The sequence below is a fragment of the Pseudomonas asturiensis genome, assembly GCF_900143095.1.
In the GTDB taxonomy this organism is placed as follows: domain Bacteria; phylum Pseudomonadota; class Gammaproteobacteria; order Pseudomonadales; family Pseudomonadaceae; genus Aquipseudomonas; species Aquipseudomonas asturiensis.
In genome coordinates, this window is sequence record NZ_FRDA01000003.1 from 129,071 (window position 1) to 145,124 (window position 16,054).

The following is a 16,054-nucleotide window of genomic DNA, read 5'->3' on the forward strand; positions in this document are numbered from 1 at the left end:
GCCGGTCAGGCGGGACCCCGGCAAAGAAGTTGTTGTTGGTTGTTGTATGGCTTTGCGGTGTGCCCTGGTCCGGCACACCGTTTTTTTTTTGCGCCTCTTCAAGCTCCACGGTCCTTGAAGGACTGGCGTGGGCGAGTGCGTATCGGGTCCAGTATCTCGCTGAGGCCGTTATGATCAATCTCCTGCATCAAGGCCAGCAGGCCACCCAGTTCACCTTTCGGAAATCCCTCGCGAGCGAACCAGTTCAGGTAATGGCCGGGCAGGTCGGCGATCAGTCGTCCCTTGTACTTGCCGAAGGGCATCTCCTGGGTGACCAGCAGCTTGAGTTTTTCAGGATTCATGGGCGAGACCTTCTGTCATTTCACTTGAACCAACACGATACGTGCATTCTGCATGCAGGCCAAAGGACAGTTCATGCAGAACTCACGACAATGGACTTGTGAAAATTTCGTAAGGTATTGAATTTAAAGAGTTAATTTGTTTTTAAAACTTGGCATGACGACTGCAATCTTCTAGGCAGAAGTAAATTTCGTATCAACCTGCCATTAGGAAATTATCAAATGACTGATATCAACAAAGAAACGATCTCTATCCTCAATGACCTGATCGAAACCAGCATTGACGGCGAAGAAGGTTTCGCTACCAGCGCAAAAAATGCAAAAAGCCCACAGGTCAAAACGTTCCTCGCACGTCGCTCCACCGAAGTTGGCGCTGCGGTCGGTGAGCTGCAGCAACACGTGACTCAGCTGGGCGGCAAGCCAGAAGACTCGTCGAGCGTCTCGGCTGACATCCATCAGGCATGGGTCAAGCTGAAGACTGCGTTCACCAGCAACGATGACAAGGCTGTGCTGGAAGAAGCCGAGCGTGGCGAAGACGTCGCGAAGAAGGCGTACAGCAAGGCATTGGAGAAGTCCCGCGAGAAGGGTGTTTCCCCAGCTGTTATCGCAGTGATCGAAAAGCAGTACCAAGGCGTGCTGAAGAACCACGACGAAGTCAAAGCACTTCGTGATGCGGCCCGCGCTGCATCGTAATTCGCTGCACCGCACGTTAAAAAACGCCAGCCAGTCTGGCGTTTTTTTATGCCTTCAATTCGCGATCATTCAGGCCCGACCCGCCGCGCTCAATGCGGCGAGATGCAGTTCCACCCGGTTACGCCCATTGTTCTTGGCCTGGTACAGCGCCTTGTCTGCGAGACCAAAGAACGCTGCCAGCTTGTCACCCGAACGAACCTTCTGCGACGCAATGCCAATGCTGACCGTGATCGGCTGTTGATCGCCGGGGAAGGTCGGTATCGATTCAATGGCCTGGCGCAGGTTTTCAGCCAGACTCAACGCGCCGTTGCTGTCAGTTTCCGGCAGCACCACGACAAACTCCTCGCCACCGTAACGGGCCGCCATGTCGCCAGGCCTTCTGATGTTTTCTGCGATGGTTTGCGCCACCTTGCGCAGCGCCTGATCGCCGCCCTGATGCCCGTGACGTTCATTGAACGCCTTGAAATGGTCGACATCAATCATCAATAGCGACAGTGGATGGCCGGAGCGCTGCGCGCGAGCCCATTCGGTGTCCATGGCGGCATCGAGTTGACGACGGTTGTCCAGGCCGGTGAGGCCGTCCGTAGCCGCAAGGCAGGCCAGCTGGTCTTCGGCGCTATGACGCCTGCGCAGTTCGCGGCACAGCAATCCCGTCAGCCATAAAATGCCGAGACAGAGCACACTGGTCGCCGAGCCCACCAACCATGCGTTGCGCCGCCATACCGTATAGACCTCTTCTTCGGACTGACCGATCACCACAATCAACGGCAGACTCCCGACCCGGGAAAAGGTATAGAACCGCTGTGCGTTCAGTTGGGTTGACCAGCCTGAGAAACTGCCTTCACCTTCCGCCAGCATGCGCTGAAAATTGGGGGTATGGCTGTAGTCCTTGCCGATCAGGTCCTGACCGTCTCTGTCGGGGTAGCGCACAATCAGGATTCCCTGAGTGTTGATCAGGTTGATGCTGCTGTCGCTGCCCAGCTTCTGGCTCATGAACAACTGCTTGAAGTACACCAGGCGCATGGCCGCGCTGGCGATACCCAGAAATTCGCCGTTGGGGCCTGACATTCGTCGACTGAAACCGATGCACCAATCCTTGTAACCCCAGCGGGTCTTGTACGGACGGCTGACATGCAATTCCAGAGAAGGATCAGTGGCGTGATCCTTGAAGTAAGAACGGTCTGAAAAGTTATCGTCACGCGGAATGACCGATAGCGAGTCCGCCAGTATTTCCCCCCGGTTATCGAGCAATACCAGGTCGCCTTTGTAAGGGGCCGCTGTGGAGCGATCAAACAACACCAGTTGACGCAGTTCCGGCGACAGGCCCATCAAGTCAGGGCGTTGCCAGGCTTTTATCATGCCTTGCAGGGAAGAGTCGTACAGTTCGGCATTGCGCATGACGTCAGCGTCGATCAACTGCACCATGTTGGAGGCGGTTCGTGCTGCCGAGAGTGCCGCATCACTGCGTTCACGGACCAGCAGGAATGCAACGATGGTCAAAATCGAAAGCACGGACAGTGAGCTGCCGAAAATGAGCATGAGTTCCGGACGAGACCACCTGAAAGACGCGGCTTGGGTGGGTGCAGACAACATCATGGGGCGTACTACCTGCAAACGAATGATTCTTGATAATTGATGTTGATAATTAACTTTATTAGAAGTGTTGTGGTGCGCGCATATATAACACGCCTCTCATGGCGCTAATAAGAGTGGCGGATGAATAAAAGCAGTTTTAAATGAAGGTGTTGCCGTCAAATATCAAACGCCAATATTCGACCGCTGCGGGTGTTGCACGCGTCAGCGCGGAAGACTGAGGCCAAATGTATTGATACCGTGCTCGCTATTAACAAATACCGAACCGCCGTGCATCAGCGCGATGGCTTTGACAATGGCCAGACCCAGGCCATGGTTCGCGCCACTGTTGCTGCGCGATGCGTCGACCCGATAAAACCGCTCGAACAGTCTGGGCAGGTGTTCTTCGGCAATAGGCGCGCCCGGATTGGCCACGCCGATGCTGACGTAATCGGCACGCGCCCGAATGGTCACGTTAATCTGCCCGCCTGCCTGGGTGTGCTGCACGGCGTTGTGCAGCAGGTTGATCAATGCCCGACGCAGATGAGCTTTTTCGATGGGCAGGCAGGCGTCACCTTCGACCTGCACCCGAACCTGAGCGTCTTCGAGGATGAAATCCAGATAATCCAGGGTAGTGGCGACTTCCTCAGCCAGCGAGGCATGGGTCAGCGCCTGAACCTTTGTGCCCTGATCGGCACTGGCCAGAAACAGCATGTCGTTGATGATCGAGCGCAGGCGTTCCAGTTCTTCCAGGTTGGATTGCATCACCTCGAAGTAATGCTCGGCGGAGCGGCCTCGCGTCAGGGCGACCTGGGTCTGGCCGATCAGGTTGGTCAGCGGCGAGCGCAGTTCGTGGGCGACATCGGCGTTGAATGACTCAAGTCGCGAATAGGCCAGTTCGACGCGCTCAAGCGTTGAATTGAACGACGCCACGAACTGCTCAAGCTCCGGCGGCAACGGCGACAGTTGCAGACGGCCGGACAGCCTGGGCGGCGCGAGCTTCTGTACTTCAAGCGATAGCGTTGCCAACGGTCGCAGGCCGACCCGCGCCACCCAGTAACCCAGCGCTGACGCCAGCAGAATGCCCAGCGCCGCGAAACCGACCAGGGCGACCAGCAGCGAATGCTGAGTGTGCCAGAACGTTTCGGTGTCGATGGCGGTGAGAAAGCGCAGGGCAGGGCGCTGATCCTTGGGTTCGAACTCGCTGACCAGTACCTTGAATGCGAAAGGATGGTCGGCCAGTTTCAGGTCGTGCATGCCCAGAGGCCCTTGGGCAAACCGGCGGATATCCGCGTCGGGGCGGCCGAATTCGTAGAGCGGATCATCGCTGATCACCCAGAACCGCAGGCGTTTGTCTTCTTCGCTGAGCAGCGTGAGTTTGTTCTTTATCTTGGCCCAATGCTCCGGCGTGCCGTAGCGATTGACTGCCGATTCCAGCACGCTGTAGCGCGCATCCACTTCGGCGCGGGGTAACAGGTCCAGGCTCTTGTCGACCTGCAGGTACAGCGCCCAGCCAATGAGCGTAAAGACGCCCAGCGCCACGAGCGCGAAGAGGCCGCTCAAACGCAGGGCAATCGAGTCAATCCGCACTGCGGTTCTCCAGCACATAGCCCATGCCGCGAATGGTGTGCAGCAACTTGTGCTCGTGCGGGCCGTCGAGCTTGGCACGCAGGCGCTTGATCGCGACCTCGACCACGTTGGTGTCACTGTCGAAATTGATGTCCCAGACCATCTCGGCAATGGCCGTCTTGGAGAGGATTTCCCCCTGGCGTCGAGCGAGTACGCTCAGCAGTGAAAACTCCTTGGCGGTCAGTTCCAGGCGCGCTCCGGCACGGGTCGCCTTGCGACTGATGAGGTCGATCCACAGATCAGCGATGCTGATCTGCACAGGCTCGTGGCCGCCGCTGCGCCGGGTCAGCGCTTGCAGGCGCGCCACCAGTTCGAGAAACGAGAACGGTTTGCCCAGGTAATCGTCGGCGCCTTCACGCAACCCGCGAATGCGGTCATCGACCTGCTCGCGGGCGGTGAGCATGATGACGGGCGTCTGCTTGCGCGCCCGCAATGCGCGCAACACACCGAAGCCGTCCAGGCCGGGCAGCATCACGTCCAGAATCATCACGGCGTAATCGTTTTCCAGCCCCAGGTGCAGCCCTTCAATCCCGTCGCGGGCCACGTCCACGGCATAGCCTTGTTCTGTGAGACCGCGACGCAGGTAGTCCGCGGTTTTCTCTTCGTCTTCGATAATCAGCACGCGCATGAAGCGACTCTCACTCGTGAATGACCAGTGCGGGCGCAGGCGCGGGATGACGCCGATGGAATAGCCGCTCCAGTTGCAGGTAGATGACGGGTGTTGTGAACAACGTCAGCATCTGGCTCACCAGCAGCCCGCCAACCACGGCGATGCCCAGTGGCTGACGCAGTTCTGCACCGACGCCGAAGCCCAGCATCAACGGCAGCGCGCCAAGCAGTGCAGCCAGCGTGGTCATGATGATGGGTCGAAAGCGGGTCATGCAGGCTTCGTAGATCGCTTCCTGAGGCGTCAGCCCCTGCTCGCGTTGCGCCTGCAAGGCAAAGTCGACCAGCAGGATACCGTTCTTCTTGACGATGCCGATCAGCAGTACTACGCCAATCAGCGCCATGATGGAGAAGTCCTGACCCATCATCCACAGCAGCAGTAATGCGCCGATGCCCGCAGACGGCAGCGTCGAGATGATGGTCAGCGGGTGCACGAAGCTTTCGTACAGCACGCCCAGAATGATGTACACCGCCACCAGTGCGGCGAGGATCAGCCATGGCTGGTTGGCCAGCGAGCTCTGGAACGCCTGAGCTGCCCCCTGGAAACTACCGATGATCGAGGCGGGCATGCCGATCTCGGCCTTGGCCTCGTCGAGCATGCGCACGGCATCGCCCAATGCAACGCCGGACGCCAGGTTGAATGACAGGTTGGCCGCTGGAAACATGCCGTCGTGGCTGATCGACAACGGCCCCATGCGTGGCGCGCTGACTTTCGCCAGGGCCGACAGCGGCACCATTTCGTTGGTCAGCGGCGAGCGGAGGTAGAAGTAGGCCAGGCTCTCGGCCTTGCCGCGTTGCTGGGCGTCGAGTTCGAGGATCACTTTGTACTGGTTGACCTCGGTTTGGTATTCGCTGATCTGCCGCTGACCGAACGCGTCATACAAGGCCTGGTCGACGTTGGCCGTGGTCAGCCCGAAGCGTGCTGCGGCGCTGCGGTCGATGTCGATGTGCGTCACGCTGCCGCCCAGTTGCAGGTCGTTGGACAGGTCGCGGAAGGCCGGGTTTTCACGCAGTTTTTCAGTCAGACGCTGGGTCCAGGTGTTGAGCAGTGGCCCGTCGTTGCTCTTGAGCACGTATTGATACTGGCTGCGGCTGGGGCCGGAACTGAGGTTGATGTCTTGCCCGGCACGCAGGTAAAGGACGATACCGGGCACCTTGGCCAGCTTGGGGCGCAGGCGGTCGATGAACTCACTGACCGACACATCGCGTTCAGCGCGCGGCTTGAGTGAAATCCAGAACCTGCCGTTGGCGATGGTCTGGTTGCTGCCCGACACACCGACCGAATGGGAGAACGCCAGTACTGCCGGGTCGGCACCGACGATTTTGGCCAGCGCCAGGTGTTTTTCCACCATGTCCGGGTAGGAAATGTCGGCGGCGGCCTCGGTGGTCCCCAGAGCGAAGGCCGTATCCTGAATCGGGAAGAAACCCTTCGGGATGATGATGTAACCCACTACGGCAAGGCCCAGGGTCAGGCCGAACACACCGAGCATGATCCGCTGGTGTGCCAGCGCTTTACGCAGGCCTCGCTCGTAAGTGGCCAGCAAGCGCTCGCCGAAGCCCGGTCTGGAATGCTTGGCGTGCGACGGCGCACGCATGAACAGCGCTGCCAGCGTTGGCGCCAGGGTCAGCGACACCACCACCGAAATCAGAATGGTCGCGGTGGCCGTCAGGGCAAATTCCTTGAACAGTCGCCCGACCACGCCGCCCATGAACAGCAGCGGAATGAACGCCGCGATCAGCGAGAAACTGATCGAGACCACTGTGAAGCCGATTTCCCCGGAGCCTCTGATCGCCGCCTCGCGCATGCCTTGTCCGGCTTCAAGGTGTCGGTGGATGTTCTCCACCACCACAATGGCATCGTCCACCACAAAGCCCACGGCGACCACAATCGCCACCAGTGTCAGGTTGTTCAGGCTGAAACCGAACAGGTACATCATCGCGAAGCTGGCGATCAGCGAGACCCCCAGCACCGCACTGACGATCAGGGTCGCCGACAGCTGACGCAGGAACAGCGCCATGACGGCGACCACCAGCAGCACGGCAATCAGCAGCGTCAGCTCCACTTCGTGCAGTGAGGCGCGAATGGTGCGGGTCCGGTCGTTAAGCACCGAGACGTCGACCGCGGCGGGGAGCATTTCCTGCAGGCGCGGCAGTTCGCGCTGAATGCGATCGACCGTTTCGACAATGTTGGCGCCGGGCTGGCGAAAGATGGCGATGTTGACGCCCTGCTGATCGCCCGACCACGCCTTGACGTAAGCGTTTTCCGAACCGTTGACGACCCGAGCCACATCACTCAGGTGCACCGGCGCGCCATCCTTGTACGAGACGATCAACTGCGCGTAATCCTGCGGCTTGAACAACTGGTCGTTGGACGACAGCGTCGAGATGCTGTCCTTGCCATACAGCGCGCCCTTGGCCAGGTTCAGGCTGGTCTGTTGCACGGCCTGGCGAATGTCGGCGAGGGTCAGGCCCAGCGCGGCGAGCTTCTCGGGAGCGGCCTGTACGCGAATCGCCGGGCGTTGCTGGCCGGTGATGAACACCTGCCCCACGCCTTCGACCTGGCTGAGTTGCCGCGCCAGAATGGTTTCGGTCACGTCGCTCAGTTCGGTGCCCGGCATCAGGCTGGAGCTGACGCTGAGGATCAGGACCGGGCTGTCGGCCGGGTTGACCTTGCGCCAGGTCGGCAGGTTGGGCATGTCGGCGGGCAGGCGTCCGGCGGCAGTGTTGATCGCGGCCTGTACTTCCTGAGCGGCGGTGTCGATGCTCTTGTTGAGGGTGAACTGCAAGGTCAGGTTGGTCGACCCCAGCGCGCTGCTGGAGGTCATTTGCGTCATGCCCGGTATTGCACTGAACTGCACTTCAAGGGGCGTGGCGACAGACGACGCCATGGTTTCCGGACTTGCGCCGGGAAGCTGGGCGCTGACCTGGATGGTGGGGAATTCGGCTTCCGGCAACGGCGCAACGGGCAGGCGCGGAAAGGCGATGACCCCCAGCAGCACCAGCGCGAAGGTCAGCAGCAAGGTGGCGACCGGGTGGTCGATGCACCACGCCGATACCGAACCTCGGCCCTTCATAACGCGCGCTCCACGTTTGCTGTGCGGTTGTCATTGGCTGCGCCGCTCAGCACGTCGACCGACACCCCCGGCTTGAGGCGCGACTGGCCATCACTGACCAGCGTGTCTCCGGCCTGCGGGCCGCTGATCAGGATTTGCTCGCTGTCCTGATACAGCACTTTGACCGGCACCACCTCGACCTTTTTATCGGCCGTGACCCGGTAGACAAAATGTTGATCCATGCCGCGCTGTACCACCTGAGGTGTGACCTTGAGCGAGTTGCGCTCGATGCCGGTCTGGATCTTCACGGTCACCAGTTGCCCCGGCCAGAGCTTCTCGCCAGGGTTCTGGAACTGCGCCTTGGCGCGGATCGTACCGGTGGTCGCCGAGACCTGATTGTCGATCAACGACAGGGTGCCTTCGCCGAGCAACAGACCGTTGGCCGCGCTGTCACCCTGATAGGCCTTGACCACCGCGCGTGTTGTGTTGCCGATCAGCCCTTGCAGGGTGGGCAGCATTTGTTGCGGCAAGGAGAATTCCACTGAAATCGGGTCGATCTGGGTCACGGAGAACAGCCCGGCGGCATCCGTCACCCGCATGAAGTTGCCCTCATCCACATTGCGAATCCCGACCCGGCCACTCACCGGGGAGCGTATCTGTGTATAGGAAAGCTGGACCTGCGCGGCATTGATGCTCGCTTCGTTGCCCTGCGCAGTAGCGCTCAACTGCCTGACCAGCGCCTGTTGCTGGTCATAGGTCTGCCTGGAGATGCCGTTGTCTTCGGTGAGCTGGCGATAGCGTTTGAGGTCGAGCTGGGCGACGTCCAGTTGAGCCTTGCTCTGCGCCAGTTGCGCACGGGCCTGCTCCAGTGACGCGCGAATCGACCGGTCATCCAGCGTGGCCAGCAGCTCGCCGACCTTGACCTGCTGGCCTTCCTTGACCAGCACTTTGGTCAGGATGCCGTCCACTTGCGGGCGGATCACCACGCTTTGCAACGACAGCACCGAACCGATGCCGGTCACGAAACGCGGTACGTCCTCGACCTGCACCGTGACCACTTTGACAGGGATTGCGGCAGGTGCACTTTTCTGTGCCTTGGCAGGGCGTGTCAGGCTCCAGGCGACCACCGCGATCAGGAGGGCGATCAGGGCGACGGCAGTGACAGTCAGGGTCTGTTTACGCATGTGGAAAAGGCGCCGGAAGAGTCAGAGTGAAAGCAACGAAGGTTATGGCTTTCCTTATAGCCTGCAAACCCGGTCAGCAGAATGACTTTCAGCTGTCAGGATTGTCAGGAAGCCGCCACACGAATTGCGCGCGATCAAGAAAACCCAAGTGTGGGCGATATAACGGTAGAGGGTACGCGCGTCCAGATAATGAGTGAGTCCTAGGATAATTCCTACTCCTTCCTAAGGTAATTTCTGGCGTCGTGTTGATCCTTCAACTTAACTCAGCGTTTCGGCTTATCTTGTGGGGTCTGGCATGAACAATACCGCGTTATTAGGCAACCGCGTTCTGCAGGTGCTGTTCGCTCGCCCCGTGCGTGCGACGGGACTGTGTATTCCCTTGCTGTTTTCGCCAGCACTTTGTTTTGCCGGAGCCGGGGCGATGAGTTTTCACGGCAGTGTGGTCAATGCCGGTTGCGAAGTGTCGGCCGTTGATAGCCAACGTTCGGGTGAGTACTTGCGTTTCTTGCAGGCAACTCCAGATGTCACGCTTCAAGTCAGTACAGTTAATCCTAATTGTTCTGCACAGTTTGTCTCGTTCAGTGTGCACTACGAGGCGATTCCCGATACCCGCCGGAACGACGCGTCCGCACCCTTGATAACGTCGCGTTCGGGTCTGGTGACATTGACCTATCAGTGATGTCGTTGCGTTGAAACCCTCCTGCATTGCGGCGCCTGGCGCGATGCAACTTCTACTGCGGGCCTGCTCTGGCTGGCCTGTCACGTCAAAATGCATGTGTTCCAAATGCAAACATTTGCCTGATCTTTGCACGTGGGTATTGTGCGTAAGTCTTTAAGATCGTGGCGTGTACGGCACATCTCGTTAATCCTACAGAAAAGTACTGCGTTTCCTGTTGTGTTGTCCGTGCATTCAAAGTCTTCAGCCTGACAGCGATTAAAAAGTCTGAGACCTATAGTGCTCGCCGTCCGATGAGGGCACACACGAAACAACACAAGGATGGTAGTTAGCATGAAAAAGCTTTCTCTGACACTGGCAGTCATGGGCGTAGTCGGTCTCGGCATGGCAGGTACTGCCAGCGCTGCGAATAACGGCACACTGATCTTTAACGGAACACTCACCAATATTTCCTGTGATGTTGCACCGGGCACGGGTGTAAGCCCCGGCAGCAACCCGGGTGAAATCAACGTGGACATGGGCAACGTATCGTTTTCCGATATCGGCCTGTCGAGCGACACCAAGTATGAAACCGCGACGCCGATCCAGTTACTGGTCAACTGCAGTGCGGGCGCCGATCAGTACAACATGGTGAAGATGCGTTTTACCGCACGCAATGGCAGCGGGCTGGACAACAACGACCCCAAACTGCTGCGCACCACCGGTGCGGCTGATGGTGTGGGCATCGGTCTGCTGAACGCCTCGAGTGTCCTGATGGACCTGAGTGGCACTGAAACCATCGACACCTCGCTGGTCAAGGACAGTGCTGGCGGTGCCACGGCCGAAATCAACTTCGGTGCGGTTTATGTGCTCAACGGTACACCGACCAATCCGGGTAATGCCGATGGCTTCATGCCGTTCGTGATGGACTACGAGTAACTGCCTGACAGGGCGGGCCTGGCTCGCCCTGTCTCACGCCAATCAGAGACGAACAACCCGTATGTTTTTCGACTGTATCCGTTGCATTGCGCTTGTCGTGATGGGGTTAGCCGTGCCTTCGGTTCACGCCGGGATTGTGCTGAACACCACGCGTGTCATTTATCAGGGGACCGACAAGGAAGCGAGCCTGGGCGTCCAGAACAGTGGCGCCGGAGAAATCCTTTTGCAGTCCTGGCTCGAAGCGCAGGGTTCTGCGGGCGAGGAAGCCGCGCAGAACCTGCCGTTTATCGTCACGCCAGCGTTGGCGCGTATGGCGGGCGGCAGTCGGCAACTGCTGCGCATCATTCATTCCGGGGCCGGCATGCCTGTGGACCGTGAGTCGGTGCTTTGGCTCAACGTTCAGGAAATTCCCCAGACGGCTGCGGAAAACACACTGCAGATCGCTATCCGTCAACGTATCAAGGTGTTCTTCCGGCCCGAGGGGCTGATCGGGGATCCGCTGCAGGCGCCTGAAAAACTGCGCTGGCGTCGCGGCGCAAACGTGCTGCATGTGGAAAACCCCGGCCCTTATCACGTCTCCATGCTCAGGCTTTCCGCTCGCCAGCGGGGTGCCGAACTGGCCAGTCTGGACCGCCAGATGCTTGCGCCACACCAAAGCCTGAGCCTGCCCCTTGCGGACGGCAGCAATGCTGCGCCTCTGGATGTGAGCTTCATGAGCATCAACGACTTTGGCGGGCAGGTCGCGTACCGCAGCGTGCTGAGCGAAAACGGGGTGGGTTACGCCAGCAAGGCCGTGGATCGATAGCACCCCGGCCCTTTATGAATGACGTTCATCGAATGCTTGTACATCAAGGTCCGTGCAAGACGACGGCCCTGTCGCCGTGCGCGCGTGAAGGGATTACGCGATGTGCGGTCTATCCGACGTAGAGTGAAAATCGCTAATGGAATGGCATAAAAAAGACAATGACGCTGCGATTGCAGCGTCCCTTCGCCCCTGTCCCGAACGGGGTAAAAGACGTTGCTCAATCAGGCTGCGCATGCGTTATCCGGTGGGCATGGGGCTTGTACTGAGTGTGTCCATTTCCGGGTTCGCGGCACCTTTGGCTGAGACTGGCAACGATTCGCCAGTGAAATTCAACACAGCGTTTATCCAGGGCAGCGATCAGCCCCCCGATCTGAAAGAGTTCCTGCGCACCAACAGCGTGCTGCCCGGCACCTATCGGGTGGATATCTACGTCAATCGTGCGTTGAGCGGTCGCCGCGATGTGGTGTTCTCGAAAAACCTGCGCTCCGGGGCAATCGAACCGTGCCTGAACCTGGAGATGTTGCAGGGCCTGGGCCTTGATCCCGCTCGCCTGCCTGCGCCGGGCGACGTTGAGCTGGCGTGTTTCGACCTGCCCGCCAGCGTCGAGTTCGCGCGGGTCGATTACAACCCCAACGCGCTGCGCCTGAACATCAGCGTGCCCCAGGCATTGATGGCGCGCGGTGCCCGGGGCTATGTTTCGCCGCAGTTGTGGGATGAGGGCGAAACAGCCGGTTTCGTCAATTACACCGCCAACGCTGCCAGACGCCGCAGTCGCGACCGTGAAACCGATCAGTATTATCTGGGTATGCGCAACGGCCTGAATCTGGGCGCCTGGCGGCTGCGCAACGAGTCCTCGCTGGTGTACGGCTCCGACCGCTCGTGGCGGTTTCGCGGCAATCGCACCTTTGCTCAGCGTGATCTCACCACCCTCAAGAGCCAACTGACGATCGGCCAGACCTTTACCGATTCGCAGGTCTTCGACAGTGTGCGTTTTCAGGGGGCCTCCATCGTCTCGGACGACGGGATGCTCCCCGACAGTGAGCGCACCTATGCACCGGTCATTCGCGGTATCGCCCAAACCAATGCCACGGTGGAGGTCCGGCAGAATGGCTTTATGCTGTACAGCGGCAGCGTTTCGCCCGGCCCCTTCGAAATCACCGATATCTACCCCAGCGGATCCAATGGTGATCTGGCGGTCACCGTGATTGAAGCCGACGGTCGTCGTCATTCGTTTATCCAGGCCTACGCGTCGCTGCCAATCATGGTGCCGGCCGGTGCGCTGCGTTACAGCGTGGCGGCGGGGCAGGTCGACAGCGATGATCAAGCCTCGCCGACGTTTACCAGTGCGGCCTTGATCTATGGGCTGTCCGAACGGGTCACCGGTTTCGGTGGGCTGCAACTGGCGCAAGACTATCAGGCCGGCAATCTGGGTGCCGGGGTGAACACCGGCGTGGGCGCGGTTTCGCTGGATGTGACTCATTCGGTCAGCCAGCCAGACCAGCGGGCCCTTGCGGGACAAAGCCTGCGGGTACGTTATGCCAACACCCTGAACGTCACTCATACCACCCTTGCGGTGGCCGGCTATCGGTATTCCACCGAGCAGTACCGCACGCTCGGTCAGCACGTGGCCGAGGCCGATGGCCGGACCGACAGGGCGCCTGGCGGCTGGCCCAGAGACCGGCTCGAACTCAACGTCACACAGGTGCTGCCCGTCTGGAACGCATCGCTGAGCCTGACCGCTTCCGAACAGCATTACTGGAATCTGCCCGGCAAGACCCGGCAGCTCTATCTGTCCTGGAACGCTGCCTGGCGTTCGCTCAATTACAGCGTGTCGATCGAGCGCAACGAAGCGTTCGGTCTGATGGGGGATGCGACACCTGACAACCGCATCGCCCTCAGCGTGACCTTGCCGCTGGGTTCCAGTCCGGGCGCTTCGCGTCTGTCGTTCAATGCCGTGCGTGACAGTACCGGCGAGTACAACGTGCAAACCGGCCTCAATGGACAGGTGCTGGATGATCGCAACACCTTCTACTCGGTCCAGGCCGGACGTGATAGCCGCTCTGGCAGTTTTGGCGCGGGCAAGCTCAACACCACGACGCCGTTTGGTCGGTTCGAGGCCGGTTACAGCCAGGGTCAGGATTACGATGCATTCACCCTGGCAGCATCCGGGTCAGTGGTCGTTCACGCCGGTGGGGTCAACGCCGGTCAGTCGCTGGGTGAAACCTTTGCTCTGGTTCACGTCCCCGAGGTGGGCGGCGCACAGCTCAAGTCATTCAATAACGTCGCAACCGCGTCCAATGGCTACGCGGTGCTGCCCTATGCGCAACCCTATCGCACCAACTGGGTCAGTCTGGACACCCGGCAACTGGGCGCCGATATCGAGTTGGAAAGCGCCATCACTCAGATCGTCCCGCGGCGTGGCGCGATACCGGTGGTGCACTTCAAGGCCGCAACGGGCAGGCGAGTGCAGTTCGAACTGGTTCGCGCAGACGGCAGCAAGGTGCCGCTGGGTGCCACTGTCGAGGACGAGCAGGGTCGGTCGCTCGCGGTGGTGGACCCGAGTAGCCAGGCGCTGGTGCTGAGCGATCAGGACAGCGGGCGGTTGCAGGTTCGCTGGTCCGATCAGCAGTGCCAGGCGTCTTTCACGCTGCCGCCTCGGGATCCGGCCCGAGCCTACGAACGCTTGAAGGTGATTTGCCAATGACCGTTCGTTTGAGTTGGCAGCGTCTGCTGCCTGCGTTGCTGTTGTCGGCGAGTGTCGAGGCCCAGGCCGCGCTTGCGCTGACGGGGACGCGGTTGATTTTCGATGGGCGCTACCGGGCAGCCAGCCTTGACGTCAGCAACCGGGGACAGGATGAGGTGCTGGCGCAGGCCTGGCTCAGTGACCCGCACGATGACGACGACACGCCTCTGGCACAACGGCGTGCCTTGCCCTTTGTGGTTACGCCACCGCTGTCGCGGCTGGCTGCCGATGGCAGGCAGACGCTGCGCGTGCTGTATCAGGGTGCTGGAATGCCACAAGAGCGCGAGTCCCTGCTGCACCTCTACGTGCTGGAGGTGCCGCAGCGTCGCGATGGCGCTCGTCAGCTCAACATCGCCGTGCGGCAGCGCATCAATGTCTTCTACCGACCGGCGGGGCTTGAGGGCGATCCGGCGGACACTGCTCAACGCTTGAACTGGACGCTGACCCGCGGCGAACAAGGGGCTTTGTGGCTGCACGTCAGCAATCCGACGGCCTACTACGCCTCGCTGGAAAGGCTGAGTCTGGACGATGTGCAGGTCACCGGCTACGTCATGCTGGCGCCCGGTGCCCGGCTCGAATTCCCGTTGCCCGAGCGCGCGCGGGAACATTTTTGGCGACGGCTGTCGTTCGAAGCACTGACCGACTATGGCGGGCGGCGTCGCTTTTGTGCGCAACCGGACGGGCAGTCGTCATTCACCGCCAGCCTGCTGGATAACCCTTCGCTTCAGGAAAAATGCTGATATGAAACACTTGCTCAATCGTCGCTGGTTGCGATCCCTCGTGCTGGTATTGCTACTGGCTCCGACACCCGGATTCGCCCTGGTTTGCCGGACTCAAGGATCGGGTGAAGTCGCCATTCGCGATCAACTGAGCAGTACCGTGGCCATTCCCGCGTCCGTGGCGAATGGGGAAGTGGTCTGGCGCTCCGAACCTCTGGACATTCAGGTTGAATGCGTAAAGGACGATCAGCCATTGGTTCAGGAAGAAGTCATGCTCTCCCTCAATCCCGATAACGTCGCTATCGGGCAGGGAATTCGCGCGGGTCTTACGCTCAATGGGGTTGATTACGTGCAGGGTGGCGGACGCATCGGCACCGGGCATTACCTGCCTGTCTGCCATGAAGAGGAGGCGAACCTCGTTGATTGTCCGGTTGTTCGCTTCAATCTGGCGTTTTCAGTGTTCATCCAGAAGTTCGGCTCCACGCCGCCCTCGGGTGTGGCAAGCGACCTGCAGGAATACCGGTTCTTTGAGCTCGACAGCAGCGTCGCAAGGCAATCCGAGCCTGGCCGCAGCCTGAGTTACGTCATCGACAACCTGAACGGCTTGCGCTTCGTGGCCTGTGATGCCGAGTTGCAGGTCCTTCCGCAAACCGTGGAGTTCGGTGAGGTGCCCATCCAGGAGGTAGTCATCGGCAAGGTCTTCGCCAAAAAGCCGTTTGCGCTGGTCACCAGCCGCACCTGCGATTCGCCCTTCAGCATCAATGCCCGGTTTCGCCCGGTCAGCGGCACGGTTTCCGAGGCCGGGGGGCTGCTGGTACCTGCCGCCAATGATTCATTAGGGATCCGGATCACCAGTGCCGTCAACGGCGAGTCATTGCGTTACAACGAGCCGTTCCATTTATCTGATCTGCTGGGCGAAACCCATTCGGCACAGGCCGACTTCGATGCCGAACTGGTCTGGAACAGCGCCAGGCCTCGGGTAGGGCCGTTCGACGCCGAGATCATGGTGGATCTGTTCTACAAATGATGGCGACAGGAGGCTCGGGCGGCCGCGCGGC

13 protein-coding genes are annotated in these 16,054 nt (G+C 60.0%); 7 read left to right on the forward strand and 6 right to left on the reverse strand.

From position 1 onward, the window contains the following. Positions 1-98 precede the first annotated feature (98 nt). Positions 99-341, reverse strand: coding sequence for a DUF3820 family protein (locus BUB69_RS06250; protein ID WP_073163482.1), 243 nt, complete (start codon positions 339-341; stop codon positions 99-101). 219 nt (positions 342-560) lie between these two features. Here BUB69_RS06250 and BUB69_RS06255 point away from each other — a divergent pair, with 219 nt between their 5' ends. Then, positions 561-1,031 (forward strand): PA2169 family four-helix-bundle protein, encoded by a 471-nt coding sequence (locus BUB69_RS06255; protein WP_073163485.1) that lies wholly within the window; start codon positions 561-563, stop codon positions 1,029-1,031. A gap of 69 nt (positions 1,032-1,100) precedes the next feature. Here BUB69_RS06255 and BUB69_RS06260 read toward each other — a convergent pair whose 3' ends face one another. The 5 genes from BUB69_RS06260 to BUB69_RS06280 form a co-directional block, all read right to left on the reverse strand. Beyond that, entirely contained in the window at positions 1,101-2,627 is a 1,527-nt protein-coding gene (locus BUB69_RS06260; protein ID WP_073163487.1) for a sensor domain-containing diguanylate cyclase, read from the reverse strand. 201 nt (positions 2,628-2,828) lie between these two features. Beyond that, complete coding sequence (locus tag BUB69_RS06265) at positions 2,829-4,193, reverse strand: heavy metal sensor histidine kinase (protein ID WP_073163490.1); 1,365 nt, start codon at positions 4,191-4,193, stop codon at positions 2,829-2,831. Further along, positions 4,183-4,860, reverse strand: a complete 678-nt coding sequence (locus BUB69_RS06270; RefSeq protein WP_073163493.1) for a heavy metal response regulator transcription factor — start codon at positions 4,858-4,860, stop codon at positions 4,183-4,185. Before BUB69_RS06270 ends, BUB69_RS06265 begins: the two co-directional genes overlap by 11 nt. A 10-nt stretch (positions 4,861-4,870) precedes the next feature. After that, a complete protein-coding gene (locus tag BUB69_RS06275; RefSeq protein ID WP_073163496.1) occupies positions 4,871-7,972 on the reverse strand; it encodes a multidrug efflux RND transporter permease subunit in 3,102 nt (1,033 codons plus the stop codon). Next, positions 7,969-9,135 carry an efflux RND transporter periplasmic adaptor subunit gene (locus BUB69_RS06280; RefSeq protein ID WP_073163498.1) on the reverse strand — a complete coding sequence of 389 codons (1,167 nt, stop codon included), beginning with the start codon at positions 9,133-9,135 and terminating at the stop codon, positions 7,969-7,971. Before BUB69_RS06280 ends, BUB69_RS06275 begins: the two co-directional genes overlap by 4 nt. A 295-nt stretch (positions 9,136-9,430) precedes the next feature. Here BUB69_RS06280 and BUB69_RS28445 point away from each other — a divergent pair, with 295 nt between their 5' ends. The 6 genes from BUB69_RS28445 to BUB69_RS06305 all read left to right on the forward strand — a co-directional run bounded on the left by BUB69_RS28445 (position 9,431) and on the right by BUB69_RS06305 (position 16,023). Continuing rightward, positions 9,431-9,814: a hypothetical protein gene (locus BUB69_RS28445; protein ID WP_141121825.1), complete on the forward strand. Its 384-nt coding sequence runs from the start codon at positions 9,431-9,433 to the stop codon at positions 9,812-9,814. Between the two features lie 330 nt (positions 9,815-10,144). Then, positions 10,145-10,729: a fimbrial protein gene (locus tag BUB69_RS06285; RefSeq protein WP_073163501.1), complete on the forward strand. Its 585-nt coding sequence runs from the start codon at positions 10,145-10,147 to the stop codon at positions 10,727-10,729. A 61-nt stretch (positions 10,730-10,790) separates the two neighbouring features. Then, positions 10,791-11,534, forward strand: coding sequence for a fimbrial biogenesis chaperone (locus tag BUB69_RS06290; RefSeq protein WP_073163503.1), 744 nt, complete (start codon positions 10,791-10,793; stop codon positions 11,532-11,534). A gap of 136 nt (positions 11,535-11,670) precedes the next feature. After that, the gene (locus tag BUB69_RS06295) at positions 11,671-14,238 is read left to right on the forward strand and encodes a fimbria/pilus outer membrane usher protein (RefSeq protein ID WP_084537057.1); all 2,568 of its coding nucleotides are present in this window, start codon (positions 11,671-11,673) and stop codon (positions 14,236-14,238) included. Further along, entirely contained in the window at positions 14,235-15,017 is a 783-nt protein-coding gene (locus BUB69_RS06300) for a fimbrial biogenesis chaperone (protein ID WP_073163505.1), read from the forward strand. The genes BUB69_RS06295 and BUB69_RS06300 overlap by 4 nt, the downstream gene beginning before the upstream one ends. A gap of 1 nt (position 15,018) precedes the next feature. Then, positions 15,019-16,023 (forward strand): fimbrial protein, encoded by a 1,005-nt coding sequence (locus tag BUB69_RS06305; RefSeq protein ID WP_073163509.1) that lies wholly within the window; start codon positions 15,019-15,021, stop codon positions 16,021-16,023. Positions 16,024-16,054: the final 31 nt, after the last annotated feature.

Coding starts and splice junctions, on each gene's coding strand:
- BUB69_RS06290 (WP_073163503.1), top strand. CDS start 10,791: ATGTTTTTCGACTGTATCCGTTGCATTGCGCTTGTCGTGATGGGGTTA.
- BUB69_RS06260 (WP_073163487.1), bottom strand. CDS start 2,627: ATGATGTTGTCTGCACCCACCCAAGCCGCGTCTTTCAGGTGGTCTCGT.
- BUB69_RS06275 (WP_073163496.1), bottom strand. CDS start 7,972: ATGAAGGGCCGAGGTTCGGTATCGGCGTGGTGCATCGACCACCCGGTC.
- BUB69_RS06280 (WP_073163498.1), bottom strand. CDS start 9,135: ATGCGTAAACAGACCCTGACTGTCACTGCCGTCGCCCTGATCGCCCTC.
- BUB69_RS06300 (WP_073163505.1), top strand. CDS start 14,235: ATGACCGTTCGTTTGAGTTGGCAGCGTCTGCTGCCTGCGTTGCTGTTG.
- BUB69_RS06305 (WP_073163509.1), top strand. CDS start 15,019: ATGAAACACTTGCTCAATCGTCGCTGGTTGCGATCCCTCGTGCTGGTA.
- BUB69_RS06285 (WP_073163501.1), top strand. CDS start 10,145: ATGAAAAAGCTTTCTCTGACACTGGCAGTCATGGGCGTAGTCGGTCTC.
- BUB69_RS06270 (WP_073163493.1), bottom strand. CDS start 4,860: ATGCGCGTGCTGATTATCGAAGACGAAGAGAAAACCGCGGACTACCTG.
- BUB69_RS06295 (WP_084537057.1), top strand. CDS start 11,671: ATGGAATGGCATAAAAAAGACAATGACGCTGCGATTGCAGCGTCCCTT.
- BUB69_RS06255 (WP_073163485.1), top strand. CDS start 561: ATGACTGATATCAACAAAGAAACGATCTCTATCCTCAATGACCTGATC.
- BUB69_RS06250 (WP_073163482.1), bottom strand. CDS start 341: ATGAATCCTGAAAAACTCAAGCTGCTGGTCACCCAGGAGATGCCCTTC.
- BUB69_RS28445 (WP_141121825.1), top strand. CDS start 9,431: ATGAACAATACCGCGTTATTAGGCAACCGCGTTCTGCAGGTGCTGTTC.